Annotated in this window: 22 protein-coding genes; 5 read left to right on the top strand and 17 right to left on the bottom strand. The window is 71.0% G+C overall.

The features are described 5' to 3' along the window. The first annotated feature begins 92 nt into the window (after positions 1-92). Both ABZ027_RS06630 and ABZ027_RS06625 read left to right on the top strand, forming a co-directional pair. Positions 93-1,727 carry a fused response regulator/phosphatase gene (locus ABZ027_RS06630; RefSeq protein WP_356765036.1) on the top strand — a complete coding sequence of 545 codons (1,635 nt, stop codon included), beginning with the start codon at positions 93-95 and terminating at the stop codon, positions 1,725-1,727. Positions 1,728-1,829: 102 nt separating this feature from the next. Then, positions 1,830-2,183: an isomerase gene (locus ABZ027_RS06625; RefSeq protein ID WP_356765034.1), complete on the top strand. Its 354-nt coding sequence runs from the start codon at positions 1,830-1,832 to the stop codon at positions 2,181-2,183. Between the two features lie 17 nt (positions 2,184-2,200). On the opposite strand, the gene ABZ027_RS06620 is transcribed toward ABZ027_RS06625, so the two are convergent. From ABZ027_RS06620 to ABZ027_RS06610, 3 genes are all read right to left on the bottom strand, one after another. Continuing rightward, positions 2,201-2,890, bottom strand: a complete 690-nt coding sequence (locus ABZ027_RS06620; RefSeq protein ID WP_356765032.1) for a TetR/AcrR family transcriptional regulator — start codon at positions 2,888-2,890, stop codon at positions 2,201-2,203. Between the two features lie 165 nt (positions 2,891-3,055). After that, on the bottom strand, positions 3,056-5,011 hold the full coding sequence (locus ABZ027_RS06615; protein ID WP_356765030.1) for a hypothetical protein: 1,956 nt from the start codon (positions 5,009-5,011) through the stop codon (positions 3,056-3,058). Positions 5,012-5,060: 49 nt separating this feature from the next. Beyond that, positions 5,061-5,561 carry a tetratricopeptide repeat protein gene (locus ABZ027_RS06610; protein ID WP_356765028.1) on the bottom strand — a complete coding sequence of 167 codons (501 nt, stop codon included), beginning with the start codon at positions 5,559-5,561 and terminating at the stop codon, positions 5,061-5,063. Positions 5,562-5,697: 136 nt separating this feature from the next. Here ABZ027_RS06610 and ABZ027_RS06605 point away from each other — a divergent pair, with 136 nt between their 5' ends. After that, entirely contained in the window at positions 5,698-6,150 is a 453-nt protein-coding gene (locus ABZ027_RS06605) for a hypothetical protein (RefSeq protein ID WP_356765026.1), read from the top strand. A 137-nt stretch (positions 6,151-6,287) separates the two neighbouring features. Here ABZ027_RS06605 and ABZ027_RS06600 read toward each other — a convergent pair whose 3' ends face one another. From ABZ027_RS06600 to ABZ027_RS06565, 8 genes are all read right to left on the bottom strand, one after another. Further along, complete coding sequence (locus tag ABZ027_RS06600) at positions 6,288-7,883, bottom strand: DUF1996 domain-containing protein (protein ID WP_356765024.1); 1,596 nt, start codon at positions 7,881-7,883, stop codon at positions 6,288-6,290. Positions 7,884-8,085: 202 nt separating this feature from the next. Beyond that, on the bottom strand, positions 8,086-8,739 hold the full coding sequence (locus ABZ027_RS06595) for a response regulator transcription factor (RefSeq protein ID WP_356765022.1): 654 nt from the start codon (positions 8,737-8,739) through the stop codon (positions 8,086-8,088). Next, positions 8,724-9,989 (bottom strand): sensor histidine kinase, encoded by a 1,266-nt coding sequence (locus tag ABZ027_RS06590; RefSeq protein ID WP_356765020.1) that lies wholly within the window; start codon positions 9,987-9,989, stop codon positions 8,724-8,726. Before ABZ027_RS06590 ends, ABZ027_RS06595 begins: the two co-directional genes overlap by 16 nt. A gap of 68 nt (positions 9,990-10,057) precedes the next feature. After that, positions 10,058-11,098 (bottom strand): NAD-dependent epimerase/dehydratase family protein, encoded by a 1,041-nt coding sequence (locus tag ABZ027_RS06585; RefSeq protein ID WP_356765018.1) that lies wholly within the window; start codon positions 11,096-11,098, stop codon positions 10,058-10,060. 114 nt (positions 11,099-11,212) lie between these two features. Further along, positions 11,213-11,827 (bottom strand): winged helix-turn-helix domain-containing protein, encoded by a 615-nt coding sequence (locus tag ABZ027_RS06580; protein ID WP_356765016.1) that lies wholly within the window; start codon positions 11,825-11,827, stop codon positions 11,213-11,215. 79 nt (positions 11,828-11,906) lie between these two features. After that, entirely contained in the window at positions 11,907-12,029 is a 123-nt protein-coding gene (locus tag ABZ027_RS06575; protein ID WP_356765014.1) for a hypothetical protein, read from the bottom strand. Between the two features lie 150 nt (positions 12,030-12,179). Further along, a complete protein-coding gene (glnII, locus tag ABZ027_RS06570; protein WP_356765012.1) occupies positions 12,180-13,208 on the bottom strand; it encodes a glutamine synthetase in 1,029 nt (342 codons plus the stop codon). 188 nt (positions 13,209-13,396) lie between these two features. After that, positions 13,397-13,846, bottom strand: a complete 450-nt coding sequence (locus ABZ027_RS06565; protein ID WP_356765010.1) for a MarR family transcriptional regulator — start codon at positions 13,844-13,846, stop codon at positions 13,397-13,399. Positions 13,847-13,916: 70 nt separating this feature from the next. Here ABZ027_RS06565 and ABZ027_RS06560 point away from each other — a divergent pair, with 70 nt between their 5' ends. Next, on the top strand, positions 13,917-14,789 hold the full coding sequence (locus ABZ027_RS06560; protein WP_356765008.1) for an alpha/beta fold hydrolase: 873 nt from the start codon (positions 13,917-13,919) through the stop codon (positions 14,787-14,789). Positions 14,790-14,791: 2 nt separating this feature from the next. Here ABZ027_RS06560 and ABZ027_RS06555 read toward each other — a convergent pair whose 3' ends face one another. Both ABZ027_RS06555 and ABZ027_RS06550 read right to left on the bottom strand, forming a co-directional pair. Continuing rightward, positions 14,792-15,487 (bottom strand): hypothetical protein, encoded by a 696-nt coding sequence (locus ABZ027_RS06555; RefSeq protein ID WP_356765006.1) that lies wholly within the window; start codon positions 15,485-15,487, stop codon positions 14,792-14,794. A 135-nt stretch (positions 15,488-15,622) separates the two neighbouring features. Next, positions 15,623-15,985, bottom strand: coding sequence for an arsenate reductase family protein (locus ABZ027_RS06550; protein WP_356765004.1), 363 nt, complete (start codon positions 15,983-15,985; stop codon positions 15,623-15,625). A 176-nt stretch (positions 15,986-16,161) separates the two neighbouring features. On the opposite strand from ABZ027_RS06550, the gene ABZ027_RS06545 reads away from it, so the two are divergent. Then, a complete protein-coding gene (locus tag ABZ027_RS06545) occupies positions 16,162-16,476 on the top strand; it encodes a hypothetical protein (RefSeq protein WP_356765002.1) in 315 nt (104 codons plus the stop codon). Positions 16,477-16,574: 98 nt separating this feature from the next. Here ABZ027_RS06545 and ABZ027_RS06540 read toward each other — a convergent pair whose 3' ends face one another. The 4 genes from ABZ027_RS06540 to glnA all read right to left on the bottom strand — a co-directional run bounded on the left by ABZ027_RS06540 (position 16,575) and on the right by glnA (position 21,078). After that, entirely contained in the window at positions 16,575-17,759 is a 1,185-nt protein-coding gene (locus tag ABZ027_RS06540) for a winged helix DNA-binding domain-containing protein (protein ID WP_356765000.1), read from the bottom strand. A gap of 173 nt (positions 17,760-17,932) precedes the next feature. Then, positions 17,933-18,517, bottom strand: coding sequence for a hypothetical protein (locus ABZ027_RS06535; RefSeq protein ID WP_356764998.1), 585 nt, complete (start codon positions 18,515-18,517; stop codon positions 17,933-17,935). A 1-nt stretch (position 18,518) separates the two neighbouring features. Then, entirely contained in the window at positions 18,519-19,439 is a 921-nt protein-coding gene (gene htpX / locus ABZ027_RS06530; protein ID WP_356764996.1) for a zinc metalloprotease HtpX, read from the bottom strand. Between the two features lie 229 nt (positions 19,440-19,668). Then, positions 19,669-21,078, bottom strand: a complete 1,410-nt coding sequence (gene glnA / locus ABZ027_RS06525) for a type I glutamate--ammonia ligase (protein WP_356764994.1) — start codon at positions 21,076-21,078, stop codon at positions 19,669-19,671. Positions 21,079-21,149: the final 71 nt, after the last annotated feature.

Raw genomic sequence — 21,149 nt, 5'->3', positions numbered from 1 at the left:
CGTATTCTCCCCGATTTCCTGACAAGGGCATTACCGTGGTGGGGCAGGCCTTGATTCCGGTCTGCCCCACCGGTGTGTCCAAAGGCTGGCAAATGGATGTCGAGGGCAAGCGGACAGGTACGACCGTCCTGGTCGTGGACGACGTGGCGGACAGCCGGTACGCCATGGCCGCGATGCTGAGCCGTGCCGGTCACCGGGTCGTCCCGGTCGCCACCGGTGGTGAGGCGCTCAGCGAACTCGACGCGCGGCTGCGCAAGGGGACCCTGCCCGAGGTGGCCCTGATCGACGTCAACCTGCCGGACATGAGCGGCTTCGAACTGTGCCGTCTGCTCAAGGAACGCCCGCACACGGCCAGGCTTCCCGTCGTGCACTTCTCCGCCCTCGCGGTGACTCCGGGCAATCGCTGCCAGGGGCTGGACGAGGGCGCCGAGGCGTATCTGACGGTGCCCGCCGAGCCCGAGGAGATCGAGGCGGCGGTCCGGGGAGCGGCGCGCGGCGCGCGGCTGCGGGCCGACGACCGGGCGCTGGTACGGCGGCTGACGTTGCTCGCGGAGACGATCGTCACCATCCAGGCCGCGCGTTCCCCGCAGGAACTCGCCGACGCCGCAGCCGAGGGCACCGCGCGACTCATCGGCTCTCCCGCCGCCGTCTTCGTCCTCGACCAGGACGACGAACTGCACTGGGGCCACTCCCGGGACCGCACCTCGGTCGCGCTGCCGGACGAGAGCGCCCACCAGACCGTGGCCGGTCTGCTGCGGCGGCTGGCCCGGGGGCAGGCCGGGGTGCAGATCACCACGGTGCCCGCGCCGCTGTGGCCCGCCGGGTACTTCCGGCCCGGCGTGCAGCACGACGCCCGGCTGGCGCTGGTCCTCACCCAGGACGGAAAGTCCCCGGTGTGCCTGGCCGTGCCCACCCGCGGACTGCGCCGGGCCGGCCCCGAGGCCGAGGCCCTGCTGGCCCGGCTCGCCCAGGCCACCGCGCTCGCCGCCGAACCGCTGCTCATGTACCAGGTCGAGCGGCACGTCGCCCTCACCCTCCAGCACAGCTTCCTGCCCCAGCCGCACCGGCTGCCCGAGCTGCCCGGCGTCGACGTCGTGGTCCGCTATGTGCCCGCGTCCCGGGACACCGAGATCGGCGGCGACTTCTACGCCGCGCTGCGTACCCCCGAGGGTGTGCTCGCCGCGGTCGGCGACGTCGTCGGGCACTCCCTCGAGGCGGCCACCGTCATGGTCGAGATCCGGCACGCGCTGCGCGCCTACTGCGTCGACGAGAGCGACCCCGCGGTCCTCGCCGAGCGCCTCGACCGGATGCTTCAGCACTACCACGCCGACGTCACGGCCACCGTCTGCCTGGCCCTGATCGACCCCGGCACCGGACGCACCCGCATCGCCAACGCGGGCCACATCCCACCCCTGGTCATCGGGGACACCGGCGGCGCCGACTACGTCAAGGCCTCGGGCCCGCTGCTCGGTCTGGGCCTGCCCCACCCGCCGCCCACCGAGCTGTTCCTCGAGTCCACCGACCGGCTCCTCATGGTCACCGACGGCCTGATCGAGACCCGGGGCACCGACCTGGAGGTCTCGATGGAACACCTCCGCTCGGCCGCCGGCGGCGCACTGCCCGGCCCGGCCGCCCTGTGCGACACCCTGCTGGCCTGCTTCGGTCACGACCGCGAGGACGACATCGCCATGCTGGCACTGCAACTGAGGGATGAGGGCCACGGCTAGGGTCTTTCGTTTGGATCAGGCCGGACCCCGCGAGCCCGGCCTGATCCAAACGAGAGGCCCTAGGCTGAGCGGGTTGCCGCTGTAGAACAGGAGTTCCTGCCCATGCCGCAGATCATCGTAGAAGTCTCCTCGGGGCTCGACCACGTCGACTGGCGCGGATTCGCCCAGGACCTGCACCCCGTGGTCGTCGAGACGGCCGCCGCGCGCCTGGAGGCGTGCAAGACGCGGATCGTGCGGACCGAGGACGACGTGGTGGGAGCGCAGGCGCAGGGGCACGCCATCGTCAATGTCTCGATCGCCCTGCTGGCCGGCCGGACCGACGAGACCAAGGCGCGGCTCACCGAGGCCGTGCTGGAGCTGCTGGGCAAGTACGTCCAGCCCACCGACGGCCTGACGGTGCACGCCTCCGCCGAGACCCGCGACCTCGACCCGTCGTACCGGAAGTTCGAACGCTAGGCCTCAGGGGGGCCTTCCTAGGAAGCGAGCGAGATGAGCCGGGTCGCGAGGTCGCCGAACGGCCCGTCGCCCGGCTCGTCCTTGAGCATGTGGCGCAGCAGCCCGCTCATCTCCTCGTCGTGCGCCGCGCTCACGGCCGCGAGCGCGGCGAAGTCGTGCACGAGTTGCACCTCCAGGTCGGCGCGCGGAATGCGTCGCCCCTCCAGCCAGATCAGCGCCGTCGACTCGGCGAGCGAGATCCATGAGCGGACGACCAGTTCCAGTCGCGCGGGCGGATCCGGTACGCCGAGATGCGTCAGAATCTGGTCGTACGCGGCCTGTCGTACGGAGCCGATGAGCGCGTTCGTCGCCGAGGAGCCCACCGCCGGACCGCCGCGCAGCAACGCCGCGAAACCGGGCCCGTGCTCGTCGACGAAGTCGAAGAACCGGCGCATCACCCGCAGCATCCGCGACCCCAGCGGCCCCTCGTGCGGCTCCACGAACCGGCTCGCCAGATCATCGGCGGCACGCTGCAACGCGGCCTCGTACAGGCTGACTTTGCCGGGGAAGTAGTGGTAGACCAGCGGGCGTGAGATGCCGGCGGCCGCGGCTACCTCGTCGATGGAGACCTCGTCCGGCGACCGGCGGCTGAACAGGTCGAGCGCGACGCCGATCAACTGCTGCCGCCGCTCCTCGACACCCATTCTGCGGCGTACCACGGTAGTCATACGAACACCTTACCGATCGGATCCGGCCCCGAACGGACCGCACCGAACAGCGGTGTTCACGTGTCCGGCGCGAGACGCGCACCGCGCGTCCGAGCAGTCGAGTCCGACGGCATCTTCAACACCCGCTCGCAGTAAGGGAGTTCGACCACCGAGGCGTGCCCTGACCTATCCCAGGCCGTTGATCGACCGCCCGTCCCGCAGGGTTCCCTTCAGCTCGGCGTGCGCGCCCTGCTTGGTCTTCACGGCCAGCAGACTGCCCTGCGCGGACCCGCCGGCCGCGCCCGTCGCCGTGATCGACGTGGTGCCCCGGCTGCCGGCCGCCAGCACGTACCAGGAACCCGCCTGCGACTTCCACAGCACGCCGGCCAGCACATGCGGATCGCGCGGGCCGCAGGCCGGCACGTTCTCGGCCTTCGTCGCGACCGACCCGTACTTTCCGCCCGGAGTCTGGAACTGGGCCAGTACCCGGGCGCCGTCGCCCCGCCAGGTCTCGGCCCGGGTGCACACCCAGGCGGCCAGCCCGCTCGCGTCGGGCAGCGGCTGGGTGGCGTACTCCCAGGTGTTCACGGTGCGTACGCCCGCGCCGCGCACGGCGGACAGGGAGCAGGCGAACGGGGCCCAGGCGCGCAGCCCACGGGCAGAGGACGCCTCGTGGGTCGAGCCGGGCCGGCCGGTGGTGAGGCGGGCCGGGACCAGCTCGCTGAGGTCCGTCAGCAGCCGGGTGCCGGAGGAGTCCGTCACCTGGAGCACGTTCCACGAGGTGCAGGTGCCGCTCTGGACGGCCGGGGCGGCCAGCGCTGCGGTGACGCCGTCGGTCAGGGCGAGGTCCATCGCACCGGCACCCGGCTTCAGCAGGTCCCGCTCGGCCGCCTTCCGCACCCAGGGCGCCGTCAGGAAGCGGACGTTGCCGTCGGTCCGGCTGAGCACCACCGCGTTGGCCTCGGGCCCGGTCGCGCCGTCGACCCGCGCGAAGTCGAGGGCGGCCCCCGTCGTTCCGTCCTTCGGCTCGGCGTACCGGGCGATGCGCAGACCGTCGTACAGGATCACCACGCGCACGTCGTCCACGGCCCCCGCGTACAGCAGCTGGGGCGGTCCGGCCGGGCCGCCCGACGGGGTGCCGGTGGTCGCGGCAACCCGGACGTTCTCGCCGGGGCGGGCCCAGACCGCGAGGGCGCGGCGGAGGAGTTCCCGGTCAGCGGTGAGACCGCCGCGGGCCGGCCACACGGAGAAGTCGGTGCGCGCGGAGGTCTGCCACGCGGTGGGGGCCACCCTGGTCACCCTGGCCGGGTCCAGGGCGGCCTCGGCGGCGGGGTTGCGCGCGTACGCGGGCGCGGCGGCGCCGTCCGGCCCCCAGCCGTCGCCGGGCAGACCGAGCAGCGCCCCGCACACGACGACGGCGGCCACCGCGGCGAGCGCCGCCTTGGTGTGCTGCCTGCGCCGCATCAGGTCGGTGGGCCGCGCCTGCAACGAACAGGGGTCGAACGCGGGGGACTCCAGCAGCGCGTACCGCGCCGCGACACCGCCCGCCTCGCTCAGCGCGGCGTCCACGTCGTCGACGCCCGCGGCCGTCAGCACCTTGCGTACGTCGGTGTCCGGGAGCTTCTCCAGGCCGCGCAGCACATACGCGGCCCGAGCCGGGCCGGACAGGGCCGACAGCCGCTGGTCCAGGGCGAGTTCCTCGGCACCTCCCGAGCGCGGGAACAGCTTGAGGCCCCAGACCTGGGGGAGGGACGGCGGCAACTGGGAGCGCCTGGGCCACGCCAGGCGCTTCAGCGGCCGGCCGGCCTCCAGCGCCGTACGCAGCACCTGGAGGCGGACGAGGGTGTATCCGGGGTCGCCGTCGGGGCCGGTGGACTGGGCCGGGATCACGGGCACGGGCGTACGGCCGCGGGGCAGGGCGCGCTGGGTCAGCGCGTGCGCGGTCATGACGCGCCTGCCCCGGCCGAGATCCGGCGGGAGCACCAGATAGGCGAGCCGCGCGAGCCGCGGGTAGTGCTCGACGAGTGCGGCCTCGGCCTGCTCGACGTCGACGAGCGGACCCGTCGAGGCGGCTGACGCGGCTGTCGAGGCCGCTGAGGAGGAGGGGCGGCCAGGGCCCGGGGCGACATCCTGTGACTGCACGTTCAGCAGAACGAGCGAATCACCGGATGGTCACCGCCGCCCGGGGGACTCACCCCTCCGGCGTGACCAGGGCCCGGGCATAGTTCGCCATCGACCGCTGGTACCGCGGCAGATGCGGGGCCAGGGCGCCGAGCACGAGGGACAGGCCCTCACGATCGCGGCCCAGGCTGGACAGGCACAGCGCCAGAGTGGCCCGTACCGCGTCGTCCAACTCGTCGGAGGGCGCGTCCAGTTCGGGCGTCAGCAGCTTGACGCCCTGCTCCGCCTGCCCGACGTTGCGCAGCGAACTGGAGAGCTGGATCTTCGCGCGCCGCCCCTTGTAACCGCTCAGACCGCGCGCGAGCGCCTCCTGGTACAGCGGCACGGCCCGGTCCGAGTGACCGGTCGAGTCCCAGGCGCAGGCCTGCTCGAAGGGGCCGAGGGGGCTGTCGGCAGGCAGTTCGGCGACCAGGGTGTCGATCACCGCACGGAAGTCGGCCGCGTCCTGTTCCGCGTAGTCGTCGAAGGTCGCCCAGGCGGCGGTCACGCGGTCTTCCCAGTCTTGGTTCATCGGGCCACCTTGGCATGTGCGCGCCCGTCCGGACATCCGATTTGAGCGCGGCGCGCCTCACAGCCGTATCGAAGAGGAAGGGCCCCTCGCCGGGGCCGCCTGAGGCATGGTCTGATACATGCGACCGGAGGAACAGATGAGGCTGACCCGACCGATACTCGCGCTGGGCGGCGCGGCGCTGGTGCTGGCACTGGCGGGCTGCGGCTCCGGCTCCGACTCCGACGGAGAGGCGAAGGCCGTCCCGTCGTCGGCCACCGGCAGTCTGGAGCACCTGGCCGCCGAGGTGAAGTGCACACCGAACATGCAGACCGACGCCGACGAGATCCGGCAGGCCATCTGCAAGAACCCCGACGGCAAGTTCATCCTCGCGACCTTCGCCACCGACCGCGGCCAGCGCGAGTGGATCAACGGGGCGAAGGACTACGGCGGTCACTACCTGGTCGGCCGCAAGTGGGTCGCCGTGGGCGAGACCAAGACGATGACGGCGCTGCGCGGCACGCTCGGCGGCGACCTTGAGGAGGGCACGGACCACTCGGCGCACGAGGGGTCCCACGAGCCTTCCGACGGCGCCTCGCACTCCGAACACTGACAACCGCGGCCACCGGCCGCCGAGCAGTCCGGCAACCCAACCCGGGCGCGTGGGCGGCCGGTTGGGGCAAAACGCGAAGGCCGGCGGTGAGGAATCCTCACCGCCGGCCTTCAGCGTCAGGTCAGGCCGTCAGGCCGTCACTTGCACTGCTGTCCGGAGTTGATGCACTGGACCATCTGGTTCATCGTGTCCTGCGAGAAGAAGTTGATGAAGTCGTTGTGGTCGGTGATCGGCTTGTGCAGCTGCTCCGGGAAGGTGTCCACCGCGTACGGGTTCGTCACGGCGCCGTTCTCCAGCTTCGGGGTCGGGACGTCGTAGGTCAGACGGACCTGGAGCTGGGGGATCGCCTTGAAATTGTTGGCGCAGGTACCGTCGGCCTGGGCGAATGCCACGTGCGTCCGGTGGTTGGCGCTGTCGATGTTCTGGCCGTCCCAGCAGCTCTGGAAGTTGGTCGTCCGGACCACCTGGCTGCCCTGCGGGCAGATCGGGTACTGGTCCTTCAGCTGCACCTTGTCCTCGAAGCCGGTGCAGCTCCAGTTGACGTTGGCGTTGGCGTTGCCGTTGACGAAGGACTTGGCGTCACCGGTGATGATGCGCAGCGCCGACGGCATGGCGACGACGTCGCCCTTCTTGTTGCCGACGAACTTCAGCTCGGCGGACGCCGGCTGGAGGATCTTGCCGACGTTGCCCTCCTTGCCACCACCGTCGTTGTTCTGGTCGAAGTCCTGCGTGCCGTCCTGCACACGCAGCACCGGCCAGAAGTACGACGACTTGTCGCCCTGGTTCTGGCAGCTGGTGCCCGCACCGGCGAGCTCCTGGTCGCTGGCGAACGCGTCGTTGTTCTGGTTGCCGACGTAGTCGTGCAGGTGGTGGGCGCCGTTGGTGACACCGGGGGCGACGATCACGTTGTCCGTGTTGTGGTTGTCGTTCCCGTTGGTGCCACAGTCCGAGGTGAAGGTGCCCTGCGACCCGCTGCCGCCGTTCGCGGGAAGCCCGTTCTGACCGACACCCAGCTGGGCGTTGCCCTGGACCTTGGTGATGTCCACGAAGTCCGCCGCGACCGGGCCGTTGCCGCCCTGACCGCCGTTGCCCTCCTGGCCGCCCTGCTGACCGCCGTTCTGGCCGTCCTGCTGGCCGTCCTGGTTCTGACCGTCCTGCTGGCCGTCCTGGTTCTGGCCGTCCTGCTGGCCGTCCTGCTGGCCGTCCTGGTTCTGACCGTCCTGCTGGCCGCCGTTCTGTTCACCGGCGTTGGTCTGCGGCTCGGCCGTCTGCGTGGTGCAGGCGGAGAGCTGGCTCATGGAGCTGTCGAACTTGCCCCCGACGCGCTCGACGTCGAGCCGGATCCGGTCGATCGTCGCGGTCCGCTTGTCCTTGAGCGGGCCGACGATCGCGTTCTGGACGAAGCTGGCGTCACCTGCCTGAGCCTGGCGGGTGGAGGCGAGCCGGCTGTAGGCCTCGGTGATCTGCTTGTCGAGGTTCGCCAGCTCCTTGTCCACGCCGGCGCGCGCCTTCTCCGGCACGTCGGTCAGCTTCTGCCCCACATCAGGGCAGGCGATGGTCGCGACCTGAGCGGCGGCGGCCTTGGTCTGGTTCTGGCCCGAGCTGTTGGACTCGTGCGCCGAAGCGTAGAAGTTCGCCCAGATCAGCCCGCCCCCACCGAGCGCTAGGGCCGCCGACGCGGCTATGGCCTTGTTGGCCATCGACGAACGGCGTTTACGTGTGTTGCGTCCCATGGAACTCCTCTGACTTCCTTGCGGGGCAGCATCGAGGCGCCCGACAGGAGTGAAGCGGCCCCCATCCATACGCAGTCAGTCCCACGAGTGTTCAGCCGACTCAGAAATTGATGAGAGATACGTGAAGCAATTGAGCCCCAACTGCGCGATCGATACCAGGAGTTGTTGATCCCTTACGGCACGTGCGAGTCGGGGTCCGTTTTCAGTGGTCCTGGTCCAGATGGGCGAGAACCGCCAGGACGCGACGGTTGTCGTCGTCCGACACCTCCAGGCCCAGTTTGACGAAAATGTTGGAGGTGTGTTTGGCGATCGCCCGTTCCGTGACGACGAGTTGTGCCGCGATCGCCGCGTTGGACCGGCCCTGCGCCATCAGCTCCAGCACCTCCCGCTCACGGGGCGTCAGCCGGCCCAGCGGCCGGTCGTCGGCTCCCCGCCGGGACAGCAGCTGCTGGATCACCTGTGGATCCATCGCCGTCCCGCCCGCCGCGACCCGTCGTACGGCGTCCACGAACTGCTCCGCGTCGAACACCCGGTCCTTGAGCAGATACCCGACCCCGCCGGTGCCGTCGGCCAGCAGTTCGCGCGCGTACAGCTGCTCCACGTGCTGGGACAGCACCAGCACCGGCAGCCCGGGTCTGTTCCGGCGGGCGTCGAGTGCGCACTGCAGGCCCTCGTCGGTGTGCGTCGGCGGGAGCCGGACGTCGACCACGGCGACGTCCGGCTCCAGTTCGGCCAGCGCCCGGGCCAGCTCCGGCCCGGTCTCGACGGCGGCGGCGATCTCGAAGTCGTAGGCCTCAAGGAGCCGGACGAGTCCGTCGCGCAGCAGGAACAGGTCTTCGGCTAGGACAACGCGCAAGGGATCTCCATGGTGACCATGGTGGGACCGCCCGCGGGAGAGCTGACGGCCAGGACGCCGTCGAATGTACCCAGTCGCCGCTCCACCCCGGCCAGGCCCGAGCCCGTCCCGATCTCCGCGCCGCCCTGGCCGTTGTCGGTGACCGAGATCCGCAGCATGTCCTTCGCGTGATGCAGGTCGACCCAGACGCGATCCGCGCCGGAATGCTTGACCGCGTTGGTCAGCACCTCGCTGACGGCGAAGTACGCGGCCGACTCCACGGGCGCGTCCGCCCGCCCGGCCAGGTCCACGTCCACCTCGGTGGTGACGGGCAGCCGCAGTGCCAACGCCCGTACCGCGTCGCCCAGTCCGCGCTCGGCGAGCACCGGGGGGTGGATGCCGCGGACCAGGTCGCGCAGTTCGGCCAGTGCTTCGGCGGAGGACCGGCGGGCCTGTGAGAGCAGCCGCTTGGCCTGCTCCGGGTCCTTCTCCACCAGTACCTCGATGGTGCCGAGGTCCATGCCCATGGCGACCAGTCGGGCCTGCGCGCCGTCGTGCAGGTCCCGCTCGATGCGCCGCAGTTCGGCCGCGGAGGTGTCGACGGCGTCCCGCCGGGTCTCGGTCAGCACCCTTACCCGCTCCGACAGGTCGTCCTGGCCTGGGGCGAGCACCGACCGGGTCAGCCAGAAGTGGGCCTCCAGCAGCCGGGGGTTGAGGAAGTGCGCGAAGAACAGCAGGACCAGGCCGAGGGCGGCCGCGCCGAACGCGGAGGCCTGCCCGGTCACCGGCACGAACCCGTACCAGTACGTGTCGTCGTCGGGGAAGACCCGCCACAGCCCGGCCGCCAACGCGAACCCCTCGAAGGGGTAGAGCAGCAGCGCGGCCGGCAGCAGCGCGGTGAGGAACCCGGCCGTCATGTCCACCGGCAGCCACATCAGGTCGCGCCAGGTCGCCGGGTCCCGCAGCATGCCGGAGGTGCGTGTCCACGGGTTGGCGTGCTCGGGCATCGGCCGGTACGCCGACGGGATCCGCACCCCGTACCACTCGGCGGCCATGATCCGGCGCCGGTCCGCGAACGCCCGCACCGCCGTGAGCATCCACGGGGTGGTGACGATCCCGACCCCGATCGGTATCAGCGCGATCGACACCAGCGTGAGCGTGAACAGGGCCACCGCCACCGGCAACAGCACGAGCGCCAGCCTGAACCCCCGTAGCGCCGCCCGCCCGGACCCCCGGGTGCGGCCCCCGTCGCTCTTCGTCTCTGTGGTCATGCCGTAAGTCTGGCCGAGGCGCCGCCACGGGACACGGGGCTTGAACGGCGGCTCAGGGGTGGTGCCAGCTACACCCACCCGTCGGCGGCCGCTCCACTTCCGCCTGCCGCGAGCAGAGCCTTCGCCTCCAGTTCCGGGTCGAGGCCGACCGTCGGCCGGTCGGGGCGTTGGGGTGCTGGTCCGTCGAGGGTGCGCAGCCAGTGCCAGGTGTCGGCGACGGTGTCCGTGACCGGGCGGGGACGCAGGCCCGAGGCGAGGGCGCGGGAGACGTCGGCGCCGTGCACGGCCGCGTGGTCCTCGCTGCCCGGGGGTACCCAGACCGGCAGGTGCAGCCATGGTTCGACGCCCGCGCCGAGGATCACGTCCGGGTCGGTCCAGCACAGTTCGGCGGCCCCGCCGGTGACCGCCACGCAGGCGTCGAGCAGCGCGCCCATCGTGGTGTGTCCCGGCGGACCGACCAGGTTGTACGGCCCGCTCGTGCCCCGCTCCACCGAGTCCAGGATCCATTCGGCCAGGTCACGGACGTCCACGTACTGGAGTGGCAGGTCCCGTGGTCCGGGCGCGAGGAGCCGCCCGCCTCGGGCGGCTCGGTTCAGCCACCACGGCAGCCGCCCGATGTTCTCGTACGGCCCGAGGATCAACCCGGCCCGCACCAGCACCGAGGCGTCCGCCCCGAACGCCTCGACGGCGGCCAGCTCACCGCCCCGCTTGTCCCGGGCGTAGTCGGTCTGGTCGGCGTCAGGGGACGCGCCCTCCACCAGCGGCGACTGCTCGGTGTATCCGGCGTCCCGGGGCCAGGCGTACACCGAGCAGCTCGACACGTACACGTACCGTCCGGCGCGGCCCCGCAGCAGCCGTGCGGCGTCCCGTACCGCCCGGGGCGCCCCCGACCAGGTGTCGACGACGGCGTCCCAGTGCCCGTCGCCGGGCGTCTCGGCCAGGGCGGCGAGTCCCTCGGGCGCGGTGCGGTCCCCGTGCAGCGACCGCACCCCGGCCGGCGGCTCGTGGTGCCCCCGGTGGAAGACGGTCACCTCCCAGCCGCGCCCGAGGGCCGCCTCGGCGACGGCCCGTCCCGCGAACTCGGTCCCACCCAGCAGAAGAAGTCTCATGTCGGAGACTGTGCGGGGACCGGCCGCGGAAGGGAACAGCCCTCTGCCGTCAGCAGAGGATCGACCAGCGGGGAACCGCGACCCGGGCGGGCATGGTGCAAGGCCCCCTTGGGCTCAACGCCCGGTCGGCGGCGTGTACTTGTAGCCGACCCGTCGCACCGTCTGGATCGCCCGGCGGTGCTCGGCGCCCAGCTTGCGGCGCAGCCGGGCGATGTGGACGTCGACGGTGCGGCCGTCGCCCACGTGTCCGTAGCCCCAGACGGTGGTCACCAGCTGATCGCGGGTGTGCACCCGGTGCGGGTGGGCGACGAGATGGGCGAGCAGCTCGAACTCCAGGTAGGTGAGGTCGAGCGCACGGCCGTCCACCGAGGCGGTGCGGCGCACGGTGTCGACCCGGACGAGCGGGTCGACCGTACCGACGGCCTTGTCGTCGGCCTCCGGACCCCTCGGCGCCACCGGAGTGTCCGGGCGGTCGGGTACCGCCGTGGGAAGGAACGGCGGATGCTGGTCGGCCGGGACCAGCACCAGGTAGCCGACCATCGGCGGCTGGCCCGGCAGCGTGGGCAGGGTGTGCGGGGGAGCGGGCAGCCAGGTGGCACCCGGCGGCAGGAAGTCCGCGATCTCGACCACCTCGTCCCGGTCGACGGCACGCAGGCGGTGCCGGGCGGGGCCGTTGGCCGGGGCGGAGGTGGCGGTGCGGGCGGCGGAGAGGGAACGAGTGGTCGCCATGAGGTGTCAGCTTTCGCGCGAGGAGTCGTCGAGGGGACGTACGTCGTGTCGCGCTGGCCGAAGGCCGGGAGGTACGGCGTTAGAGGGCCGGCGCGTTCGTCGCGCGGCAACACACCCGGTCGAAGTCGTGGTGCTGACGGGAGGGCCAGAACGGCTCCAGGTCGTCGCGACCTGTCGCGGTGTCCTTCTGGATGCTGGCCATGAGCCCATTGAAGCAGACGGACGGCGCCAAGAGGACCCTCCTTTCACACCTTGGACTCCCTCTTCGCGAGGTGGGGCCGATGAGCGGGCACGCACACGTGAGGGGCGCCCACCATGACGGTGGGCGCCCCTCACGAGGACGCGGTGCGGATCAGACCTGGCCGGCCTTCTCCAGGGCGGAGCAGCAGGTGTCCACGATCAGGCGGGTCACCAGGTACGGGTCGACGTTGGCGTTCGGACGGCGGTCCTCGATGTAGCCCTTGCCGTCCTTCTCGACCTGCCACGGGATACGGACCGACGCGCCACGGTCGGAGACACCGTAGGAGTACTCGTTCCACGGGGCGGTCTCGTGCAGACCGGTCAGACGGTCGTCGATCCCGGCGCCGTAGTTCTTGACGTGGTCGAGCGGCTTGGAGCCCTCACCGAGCGACTCGGCGGCGGTGATGATCGCCTCGTAGGTCTCGCGCATCGCCTTGGTGGAGAAGTTGGTGTGCGCACCGGCGCCGTTCCAGTCGCCCTTCACCGGCTTCGGGTCCAGCGTCGCGGAGACACCGAACTCCTCGGCGGTGCGGTAGAGCAGCCAGCGGGCGACCCACAGGTGGTCGGAGACCTCGAGCGGCGAGACCGGACCGACCTGGAACTCCCACTGGCCGGGCATGACCTCGGCGTTGATGCCGGAGATGGCCAGGCCTGCCTTCAGGCAGTTGTCCAGGTGCGCCTCGACGATGTCACGGCCGAAGATCTCGTCGGCGCCGACACCGCAGTAGTAGCCGCCCTGCGGGGCCGGGAAGCCGCCCTTGGGGAAGCCGAGCGGGTAGCCGTCCTTGAAGAACGTGTACTCCTGCTCGATGCCGAAGATCGGCTCCTGCGCGGCGAACCTCTCGGCGACCTCGGTGAGCGCGGCACGGGTGTTGGACTCGTGCGGCGTCATGTCGATGTCGAGGACCTCGCACAGGACGAGGATGTCGTCGCCGCCACGGATCGGGTCCGGGCAGGAGAAGACCGGCTTGAGGACACGGTCCGAGGAGTGGCCCTCGGCCTGGTTCGTGGAAGAGCCGTCGAATCCCCAGATCCCCAGCTCGGCACCCTTCGCGGAGTCCGCCAGTATCTTCGTCTTGGAACGGAGCTTGGCCGTCGGCTGGGTGCCGTCGATCCAGATGTACTCAGCCTTGAAGGTCACGAGGCACTTCCTTCGGGGTGTGTCCGGGCGCACTTGCGGGTGCTGCGGCGCTGCGGCACTGGGGCGCCGCGGTTGATGCCGGGCAGCCTGTCAACAGGCGATTTCCCGACCATTGCTCGCATGTGAACCCCGTGTTACCTGGCCGTTCTGTGTCCCGGCTCACGGCTCGCGACTCACGCGCCCCTTGTTCAGGAACCCTCCGCGGACGCATCCCGGACCCCGCGCAGGAACCCCCTGATCGCGGCCAGCTCCCGCTCGTCGTACCCCTCGAGCAGTCCCGCGGTCCGGTCGATCAACGGCCCGAAGAAGGACTGGCCGAGCTCCACCGCCCGCTCGTCCACCTCGATGACGACCTTGCGCCGGTCGCTCTCACCGCGTACCCGGCGCACCCGTCCGGCCCGCTCCAGCCGGTCGACCAGCGCGGTCGTCCCCGCCGAGTTGAGCCCGAGCGCGGCCCCGAGCCGGCCCGCCGTCATCTCCTCACCCGCGCGCGCGGCGTCCATGAGGGCGATCAGGGCGCGCACGTCGGTGGCGTGCATCCCGTTGCGCTGCGCGAACCGGGCGCTGTGCAGGCCGAGTTCGACGGTCACCGCCCGCAGCAGATGGACGATCTCCATCTCGGGGCCCTGGTTCGGCATGACGCTCCTCCGGCTATCATCTCGCTCACCGAGTATCTCGTTCAACGAGATAATAGAGGGGGAGTCGCTCATGGGTGTCCGCGGTCGAGGTGCGTACGACAGCGACGGCTTCCGGGCCGCGTACGACAAGGTCATGGCGAAGTGGCCCGCCGAGCGGGAGGCGCTGACCGTCCCGACCCCCTTCGGCGCGACGTACGTCACCGTGTGCGGCCCGGCGGACGCGCCCCCGCTCGTGCTCCTGCCGGGAGGCGGGGGAGCGACATCCGCCTCCTGGTACGCCCAGGCCGCCGACCTGGCCCGCGCCCACCGCGTCCACGCCGTCGATCTGATCGGCTCTCCCGGCCGCAGTGAACCGGCCGCCGGACATCACCCTCGTACGGTCGCCGACCTGGTCGCATGGCTGGACGCCCTGCTCGACGGCCTCGGCGTCCCGGTGGCCGACGTCGGCGGGCACTCCTACGGTGCCTGGATCGCCCTGCACCACGCCCTGCGGTCTCCCGACCGGGTGCGCCGGCTGTTCCTCCTGGACCCGACCCAGTGCTTCGCCGGGTACCGGGCTGCCTACCTGCTGCGTGCCCTGCCGATGCTGTTGCGGCCCACGCCGTGCCGCGTCCGGGCCTTCCTGGAGTGGGAGTGCGGGGGAGCGGTCCTGGACCCCGACTGGCTCCGCCTCCAGGAGGCGGCCGCCGGCTTCCCCTCCGTCGTGAAGCCGGTGACCGGCCCGCGTCCGGCGCCGGAGGCGCTGCGTGGGCTGGACGTTCCGGTCCTGCTGCTCCTGGCCGGGAGCAGCAGGACACTGGACACGTACGAGGTGGCGAGCAGGGCGGGAGCGCTGCTGCCGCGGGTGGAGAGCGTCGTGGTCCCGGACGTCTCGCACCATGCGCTGCCGCAGGCCGCACCGCCCGAACTGGGCCGCCGCCTCAGCGAGTTCCTACGCGGATAGCCTCACCCCACCTTCTCGATCACGGCCCGGCGGATCAGGAACTTGCCGGGCTCACGGACCTGTTCGAAGGCGGCGTTGTTCAGCAGGGCGCAACTGCCGGAGACCGAGGTGACCTCCACCGTCGTGGACTTGTTGTTGTCCAGGTTGGTGACCTTCAACTTGGTGCCGGCCGGGAACTGGTTGCTGGACGCGGCCGGGGCGCCGTCCTCACCGGAGAGGGTGACGGTCGAGCCGTTGCACACCTGCTGTCCGGTGGCGGCGGCATCTCCGGCGTTCCCCGCGGCCGGGGGCTGCGAGGCGGGGGCGCTCGTCGCGGGCTGACCGGCCTGCGTGGGCGGAGCGGACTGGGCCGGTTGCGAGGCCTGCGCCGGTTGTGTGGCCTGGGAGCCCTGAGCCGACTCCCCGACGACACAGCCGGACGCCTCCTGCTGGCGCTGGATCTGGGCGATGACCGCCTCGCGGTTGGCGATCCTGGCCTCGGACTGGGCGTCCGGGGCGGCCTGTTGACCCGCGATGAACTTCTGGTTGTTGCCCAGGGCGGTGGCGAGCCCCTGACAGACGGTCGACTCCGCCGCGGTCTGCGGAGCCGCGGCGTTCGACGTGCTCGCCATGACGAAGGCGCCACCTCCCGCCACCGCCACCGCGCTCACCAGCAGCGCGACCTTCTTCTTGGTGCCGAGTGTTCTCCTACGCGACATGCGCGCCTCCTGGGAGGTCGGGGAGCGTACGTCGCTATGTACGAGATACCGAACGATGGCACTCAGCGGTTTACAGGAGTCACCGAAGTGTCCTGCATCACACGGGAGTTGGGCCGCGCTGTGGTGTGCGAGCTGTCAGTGACGGGACAGGGCGTCCCGTACGGACTCCTCGCTGCGGGCCACCACCGCCGTCCCGTCCTCCGCCGTGATGATCGGACGCTGGATCAGCTTCGGGTGTGCGACCAGCGCTTCGATCCAGCGGTCGCGCGCGCCCTCGTCACGCGGCCAGTCCTTGAGCCCGAGCTCCTTCGCCGCGGGCTCCTGGGTGCGGGTGATGTCCCAGGGTTCGAGGCCCAGACGGTCCAGTACGCCCCGGATCTCGTCCGCGCTCGGTACGTCCTCCAGGTAACGGCGGACGGTGTAGTCCGCGCCCTCGGCGTCGAGCAGTGAGATCGCGCTGCGGCACTTGGAGCAGGCGGGATTGATCCAGATTTCCATGCCGCCCACGGTACGCGAAAACCCGTCTTCCACGTACGTCACAGCACCCCCGAAAGCCCTTGTGGCCAGGGACTTTTGTCAGTGGTGGGCAGTAGAATAGAAGCAGTGTTCGAGGGTGTTGCCGGGTTCGCCGATGTTCCCGGCGGGGGCGCCCTGACCGCGACAGGAGGATGCCTGTGCCCGCTGCCGCACTGAAGCCGAAGCCGTTGCCGACCCAGTCCACCGCGAAGCGTGCCGTTCTGCTCGACCTGCCCTACGGGCCGGTGGAGAAGCGGCCGTTGCCCCCGGGGCGTCCGCGCGAGTGGTACGTGAGCCACAACCGGCGTCTCAAGGCGATGCGCCTTGCGATCGCCCTGCTCGACTCGGGTGTGTACCTGCCCAACCAGGCACGCAACGAGACGATCCGGAGCGCTGCCGAGATGATCGGTGTGCACCCGCCGTCGGACACCACGTGCCACATGGTCCGGGCGCTGATGCGGTACTCGAGGTGAGCCGTGGCGGCGGGCGCCCTGTCTCCTCAGGGCGCCCGGCGCCATTGCCCTCACGTGCCAACGCCCGTACAGCGCACGCTCGTTGCCCGCTCGCGCTCCTACTGAGCCAACTCCTTCTCCAGTGGCGTCCGGAACCGTGGCGTCACCTTCGTCGCCCCGACCCACCCCCGCAGCCGCTCCGCCTCCACGGTGATCGCCGCCCGTGCCTCCTGGCCCACGCCGTCGGTGTCGAGGATCCGCCAGACGATCTCGCCGTCCGGCCGCTGCGCCCACCCGCCCACCACCCGGCCCTCCCACCAGACCGTCGGCCCCACGTTGCCGCTGCCGTCGAACAAAGCCCCCCGCAACCCCGGCGCCAGGTACCAGTCCCGCTGCTGCCACCCCATCGCCGTCGGATCGAGCGCGGGCAGCAGTGCAGCCCAGGGTTCGGCGGGCCCGGTCACCGGGTCGGTGTCGCCGTCGACGACATGGCCGACGCCCTCGTCCAACGCCACCGTCCGCGCACCGATCGCGGACAGGGCCCGGCGCACCTCCGTGACCCGCCATCCCGTCCACCACTTCAGGTCGGCCTCGGTGGCCGGGCCGCAGACGGTGAGCCAGCGGCGCAGGAGGGCCGCCTGGGCCTCGGCCGGGTCCAGTTCGGGGTGCGCGGGAGCCACCGCCCAGCGGAACAGGCTGGAGGTCCACGACCCGAGCGGCCGGCCCCGGACGACCTTGCCCTCGACGCCGAGCACCTTCAACAGGCGCGTGGAGACGGTGTGGACACCCTCGTAGCGCTTCCCGGCCGCGTACACGAACTGCTGCCGCAGCCGCGGTTCGTCCTCGGCGAGCTCCGCCGCCGTCGCCTGGCCGCGCCGGGCCAGCGCGGCCAGCGCCGATTCCTCGACCTCCTTGAGCCAGGTCGCGTCCGGCGCCCCGGCCGTCGCCATGTCCTTCAGCAGCTTGGCCCGCTCCCGGGCCGCGACCGTGAGCCCGGTGGAGGCGTGCACCACCGCGGTCAGGTCCGTCGGGAACACGAAGACGGTGTGCCGCATGCCGTGCATCCGGACCAGCGCCCGATCCTCGTACAGGGCCCGGCTCGTCTCCGCCACCGTCCGCGCCGGGTCCACCAGCCGTGCGCCCACCGCCAGGTACACCGTCGCGGGGTCCGTGCCGTGCAGGGCGACCAGGGAGGCGGCGACCTCCTCCGTGCTCCCCGCCCGCGCCGGCCCTGCCAGCCGGTGCCGCAGCGCGAGCCGCGCCCGCCGCTCCGCCACGTCGATGTACCGCTGTGCGCCACCCATGCCGGCCTCCACCCTCGCCCGTAACGTCCCCAGGGTGGGCATCCTGCCGGACACCACTGACATCCGGGCTTGCGGGCGTCTGGGCTTCCAGGCATCCGGGCGTCCGGGCTTCCGGGCCGACATCGACGAACCGTCCGGCGGGGCGGACCTCACCCCGGACACCTGGGCCCCGGTCAAAGGCCCGGGGCACCCCACACCGGGAACCAGCGGTTGAGGTCCTGCTCGATCCGCACGTCGTTCGAGAGCGTCGCCTTCACCCGCAGTTCGAGCGCGTTGTCGCGCCGCTGCCTCTGACCGGGCAGCGGCGCGAAGGGGTAGAAGGTGCCCCGCTTGTACAGGTAGACCAGCGCGAGCGACCGGCCCTGGGGGTCCTGGAACCCGGCCAGTGAGCACAGCAGCTGCGGCCCGAAGCCGTTGACCTCCATCGCGCTGTTCACCGCGTGCAGATCATTGACCAGGAGCGGCAGCTGGTCGGGGGCACGCTCCGACACCAGCCACGAGTACCCGTACTCGTCCCGCCGCAGTTCCACCGGCGGACCGTCGCGGTCGGTGTCGGCGTCCAGCAGGGCCTGGACCTCGCGGTGGGTCTGCTCGAAGGCCGCGCCCTCCACCGTGGCGAAGCACACCGCGCCGCGCCCGGTGGGGGTGAAGGAGGTGGTCGCCTCCAGTGTCACCGCCGCCGAGGGCAGCGCGAAGAGCTGGTCGAGATCGGGCACGACCGGTTTCGTACGGCCGAGCAGGATGTCCAGCAGCCCCACCTCAGCCGGCCCTCCCCGGGGTCGCCGCCTCACCCAGTTCCCCGGAGATACTGCCCAGCTGCTCCAGCCGCTGCTCCAGACTCGGGTGGGTCGAGAACAGCCGCGCGACACCCGGCTCGGAACCCAGCGCCGGGGTGAAGTAGAAGGCGTTGAAGGCCTGCGCCGTCCGCAGGTCCTTGGTCGGGATCCGGGCGATGTCGCCCGAGACCTTGGTCAGCGCGGACGCCAGCGCCGAGGGGCGGCCGGTGAGCAGCGCCGCCGCCCGGTCCGCCGCCAGCTCCCGGTACCGGGACAGCGCCCGGATCAGCAGGAAGCTGATCGCGTACACGGCCGCCGAGACCCCCATCACGGCGGCGAAGACGACAGCGGTGTTCTGGTCCCGGCGCCCGCCGCCGAACAGCTGCGAGTAGAAGGCGAACCGCACGACCAACCCGGCGATCACCCCGAGGAAGGACGCGATGGTGATCACCGCGACGTCCTTGTGCGCCACATGCGACAGCTCGTGCGCGAGGACACCCTCCAGCTCCGCCGGCTCCAGCCGCCGCAGCAGGCCGGTGGTGACGCAGACGACCGCGTTGTCGGGATTCCGGCCGGTCGCGAACGCGTTCGGCATGTCCATGGCCGACACGGCGACCACCGGTTTGGGCATGTCGGCGATCGCGCACAACCGGTCGATCACGGCGTGCAGTTCGGGATACTCCTCCCGCTCCACCACTCGCCCGCGCATCGCGAACAGCGCGATCCGGTCGGAGAACCAGAACTGCGCGACGAACATCACCGCGATCAGTCCGACGACCAACAGCCACGACTTCAGCAGCACGATCAGCGCGACGACGAAGGCCACGTACAGCAGCCCCAGCAGAAACATGGTGACCGTCATCCGCACGGTCAGTCGCCGGTCGCTCCTAAAGCGGCTCTGCATCTCGCATCACCCCGCACTCAGGCACTCGCCCCACAGCCCAGTGTGCACCCGCCCCAGCCATGAAGCGGTCGCGATCGGCTCTAGGACCAGCAAAGACTCAGGCGCGGGGGCCCAACAAGGTGCGCGCACGACTGAGCCCCTGCCGCTCCGCGAGGAGTGGCAGGGGCTCAGCGTTGCAACTGGGGGCCGGCCGGCGGTTCAACAAGCTCGCCGACTGCGGCGACCCGGTTTAGACGTCGAAGTACAGCTCGAACTCGTGCGGGTGCGGACGCAGCTGCAGCGGGGCGATCTCGTTGGTGCGCTTGAAGTCGATCCACGTCTCGATCAGGTCCGGCGTGAACACGTCGCCCTGGAGGAGGAACTCGTGGTCGGCCTCGAGACGGTCGAGGACGGCCGGCAGGGAGGTCGGGACCTGCGCCACGCTCGCGTGCTCCTCGGGAGCCAGCTCGTACAGGTCCTTGTCGATCGGCTCGGCCGGCTCGATCTTGTTCTTGATGCCGTCCAGGCCCGCGAGCAGCAGCGCGGAGAACGCCAGGTACGGGTTGCCGGAGGAGTCGGGCGCACGGAACTCGACGCGCTTGGCCTTCGGGTTCGAACCGGTGATCGGGATACGCATGGCCGCGGAGCGGTTGCGCTGCGAGTACACCAGGTTGATCGGGGCCTCGAAGCCCGGCACCAGACGGTGGTACGAGTTCACCGTCGGGTTGGTGAAGGCCAACAGCGACGGGGCGTGCTTGAGGATGCCGCCGATGTAGTAGCGGGCCGTGTCCGACAGGCCCGCGTAACCGGCCTCGTCGTAGAACAGCGGGGAGCCGCCCGTCCACAGCGACTGGTGGACGTGCATGCCCGAGCCGTTGTCGCCGAAGATCGGCTTCGGCATGAAGGTCGCGGTCTTGCCGTTGCGCCAGGCCACGTTCTTCACGATGTACTTGAAGAGCTGGAGGTCGTCGGCCGCGGCGAGCAGCGTGTTGAACTTGTAGTTGATCTCGGCCTGGCCGGCGGTGCCCACCTCGTGGTGCTGGCGCTCGACCTGGAGACCGGCCCTGCCCAGCTCCAGCGAGATCTCGGCACGCAGGTCGGCGAAGTGGTCGACCGGCGGGACCGGGAAGTAGCCGCCCTTGTAGCGGACCTTGTAACCACGGTTGTCCTCGAGGGCACCGGTGTTCCAGGCACCCGCTTCGGAGTCGATGTGGTAGAAGGACTCGTTCGCGGTGGTCGCGAAGCGGACGCTGTCGAACACGTAGAACTCGGCCTCGGGGCCGAAGTACGCGGTGTCGGCGATCCCGGTGGAGGCGAGGTAGGCCTCCGCCTTCTTCGCCACGTTGCGCGGGTCACGGCTGTACTGCTCGCCGGTGATCGGGTCGTGGATGAAGAAGTTGATGTTCAGGGTCTTGTCACGGCGGAAGGGGTCGACCCGAGAGGTCGACAGGTCCGCGCGCAGAGCCATGTCGGACTCGTGGATGGCCTGGAAACCACGGATCGAGGATCCGTCGAAGGCCAGCTCCTCGTCCGGGTCGAACGACTCGACGGGCACCGTGAAGTGCTGCATGACGCCCGGCAGGTCGCAGAAGCGGACGTCGATGAACTTGACGTCCTCGTCCGCGATGAACTTCTTGGCCTCGTCGGCGTTCTGGAACATCCAGCTCCTCCTACTCCCGGCCGTTCCCGTGCCGGGGTGGTAGTTCGTTCGTGCGGCCAGTGCGGTGGCAC

Source organism: Streptomyces sp. NPDC006332 (assembly GCF_040612855.1).
Lineage (GTDB): Bacteria > Actinomycetota > Actinomycetes > Streptomycetales > Streptomycetaceae > Streptomyces.
The sequence above is the reverse complement of the archived record's forward strand: the minus strand, read 5'-3'. Positions and strand labels throughout refer to the sequence as shown.

Bases quoted from the DNA above. Each gene is read 5' to 3' on its own strand.
- ABZ027_RS06560 (WP_356765008.1), top strand. From the start codon at position 13,917: ATGGGTGTCCGCGGTCGAGGTGCGTACGACAGCGACGGCTTCCGGGCC.
- ABZ027_RS06630 (WP_356765036.1), top strand. From the start codon at position 93: ATGGATGTCGAGGGCAAGCGGACAGGTACGACCGTCCTGGTCGTGGAC.
- ABZ027_RS06610 (WP_356765028.1), bottom strand. From the start codon at position 5,561: ATGAACCAAGACTGGGAAGACCGCGTGACCGCCGCCTGGGCGACCTTC.
- ABZ027_RS06540 (WP_356765000.1), bottom strand. From the start codon at position 17,759: ATGGGTGGCGCACAGCGGTACATCGACGTGGCGGAGCGGCGGGCGCGG.
- ABZ027_RS06550 (WP_356765004.1), bottom strand. From the start codon at position 15,985: ATGGAAATCTGGATCAATCCCGCCTGCTCCAAGTGCCGCAGCGCGATC.
- ABZ027_RS06620 (WP_356765032.1), bottom strand. From the start codon at position 2,890: ATGACTACCGTGGTACGCCGCAGAATGGGTGTCGAGGAGCGGCGGCAG.
- ABZ027_RS06565 (WP_356765010.1), bottom strand. From the start codon at position 13,846: ATGCCGAACCAGGGCCCCGAGATGGAGATCGTCCATCTGCTGCGGGCG.
- ABZ027_RS06555 (WP_356765006.1), bottom strand. From the start codon at position 15,487: ATGTCGCGTAGGAGAACACTCGGCACCAAGAAGAAGGTCGCGCTGCTG.
- ABZ027_RS06580 (WP_356765016.1), bottom strand. From the start codon at position 11,827: ATGGCGACCACTCGTTCCCTCTCCGCCGCCCGCACCGCCACCTCCGCC.
- ABZ027_RS06590 (WP_356765020.1), bottom strand. From the start codon at position 9,989: ATGACCACAGAGACGAAGAGCGACGGGGGCCGCACCCGGGGGTCCGGG.
- ABZ027_RS06585 (WP_356765018.1), bottom strand. From the start codon at position 11,098: ATGAGACTTCTTCTGCTGGGTGGGACCGAGTTCGCGGGACGGGCCGTC.
- ABZ027_RS06600 (WP_356765024.1), bottom strand. From the start codon at position 7,883: ATGGGACGCAACACACGTAAACGCCGTTCGTCGATGGCCAACAAGGCC.
- ABZ027_RS06575 (WP_356765014.1), bottom strand. From the start codon at position 12,029: ATGGCCAGCATCCAGAAGGACACCGCGACAGGTCGCGACGACCTGGAG.
- ABZ027_RS06625 (WP_356765034.1), top strand. From the start codon at position 1,830: ATGCCGCAGATCATCGTAGAAGTCTCCTCGGGGCTCGACCACGTCGAC.
- ABZ027_RS06605 (WP_356765026.1), top strand. From the start codon at position 5,698: ATGAGGCTGACCCGACCGATACTCGCGCTGGGCGGCGCGGCGCTGGTG.
- htpX (WP_356764996.1), bottom strand. From the start codon at position 19,439: ATGCAGAGCCGCTTTAGGAGCGACCGGCGACTGACCGTGCGGATGACG.
- glnA (WP_356764994.1), bottom strand. From the start codon at position 21,078: ATGTTCCAGAACGCCGACGAGGCCAAGAAGTTCATCGCGGACGAGGAC.